1 protein-coding gene is annotated in these 1,985 nt (G+C 40.4%); it reads right to left on the reverse strand.

What is annotated here, in order from left to right:
* Positions 1-383: 383 nt before the first annotated feature.
* Complete coding sequence (locus tag ACJ2PR_RS35745; protein WP_446871841.1) at positions 384-1,946, reverse strand: TonB-dependent siderophore receptor; 1,563 nt, start codon at positions 1,944-1,946, stop codon at positions 384-386.
* Positions 1,947-1,985 lie beyond the last annotated feature (39 nt).

Raw genomic sequence — 1,985 nt, forward strand, 5'->3', positions numbered from 1 at the left:
ACTTATCCTGTGCTTGTATTGTCGTCAGGGCAATTCAAGTTTTCGGATAGGCCCTTAATGCAACAATGCGCTGTGGTACAAATGGAATACAGGTTTTACCAAATACATGCTGAATCATTCGACACTCAGAAGTAGGTGTCAACGAAGCATTGGTTTTTTGGGTAATAGGTTGGTAGCAAGCTGTAATTAGAAAGAAAGAAAAAACCATTAGAAAAAATGGCTTTGCGAATTGATATTTCAGATTTTTCATCACCAAACTCTTGTGATTATCAACCATGAATTTGCTGGATACAGCCAACCAGGTGCAGTTTTTCCATGCCTTAAGTACTATAGGACTTACTACAGATTAACTGTACCCCTTGAATTCTAGCTAATAGTATTAGTTAGAAAGTCAAACTGATAGAGCCAGTGATAGTAAATGGTCTACCTCTTTCAATTAAACTATCACCGTTAGCAAAGTCACTATAATCTAAATCAAAGAGATTCCGAACATTGATCGCCGCCCTAAACCTATCTCGGTTATAGTAGAGGACTGCATCGGTTCGTAGATAATCCCGCAATTGAAACGAGTTAGCTGAATCACCTTGTCGCTCACCAACATAAAATAGTCCTGCGCCAAATCCTAAGCCTTTCAAGCTACCTTCTTGAATTTCATAAGTTGTCCAAAGGCTTGCTTGATTTAGTGGCACATTGCCTAATCGGTTGCCGACAGGAATACTATTATCTTGAGTGACTCTTGCATCGGTATGAGCATAGGAAGCGATGACTTTCCAACCAGGCAGTATTTCACCAACAATATCTAGCTCAATTCCTCGACTTCTTGCTTTTCCGGTTTGAACGGAGAAACCTTCCGCAGCTAATACGGGGTCAGGATTAGGTGTCAAGATGTTTGACTGCGTGATCTGATATGCAGCTAATGTCGCCGAGAGCTTACCATCTAAAAAGTCCGTTTTAACCCCTACTTCGTATTGAATTCCTCTGGTAGGCTTGAGAGGCTCATCGCCAGGGTTAAACGCATTAGTCGGTTTAAAGGACTGACTGTAGCTAGCGTAGAGCGAGATTTCTTTGCTAGGTTGATAGACTAAACCAATGCGAGGGCTAAAGGCGCTGTCTCGCGCTACTGGTTCATCTACTGTATTTCCTGCTGTGCCAAAGTCTAGTATCTGAAAATCATACGTTGTCCAGTCATAACGACCGCCTATTAGCAATTTCAGGTTGTCGCTTAAAGCCATTTGATCCTGAAGATAAACTCCATAACTTAAAGTCTTCAAGTCAAATTTGCGCCAAGGAACAAAGTCAAGAGATGGAATATTGTAATTAGGATTGAGAATATCAAAATCGGGTACAGGTGTTGAACTACGAAATCCTGTAAGCGGACTATGGATGTAGTTAATATCAAAACCTGCTAGAATTTGGTGTAAAACTGAGCCAGTATTAAATTTACCTAACAAATCAATTTGCCCAAAATAGTTGTCATACCTGTATTGCTGATCGGGGGCACGGAAACCTGGTATAACACGATCATCTACTGGTGGCAAAAATAATGAAGACCGCCTATCCCTGTATATGTTGTTCAGAGATATAGCGATGTTATTGCGAATTTGCCAATTATCGTTAAATCTGTGATTTAGGATATAGCCAAATCTGTTTGTAGTAGCACCGAGTTCAGAGAGTCCAGGATACCCAACATAAAGGTTTCGAGGTTGTAATCTACCATCACTGAGTCGGAAAGCTGGAACAGGTCGAGAATCTTCAGTGGGTCCAATATAGTCATAGTATAAGTCTAGGTCAGTTTGATCACTTAATCTAAATTTAATTGAAGGGGCGATAGTAGTTCGCTCAATGTTTACAAAATCTTGGAAAGTGCCCGTATTTTGATAACTGGCAATAAAACGGTAAAGCACATTGCGATCAGCCGTTAGTGGACCTGATACAGCATTTTTCAAGTAGATGTAGTACGATTAACTAGTCAGTGTCAGTAGAAA

Source organism: Phormidesmis sp. 146-33 (genome assembly GCF_052939515.1).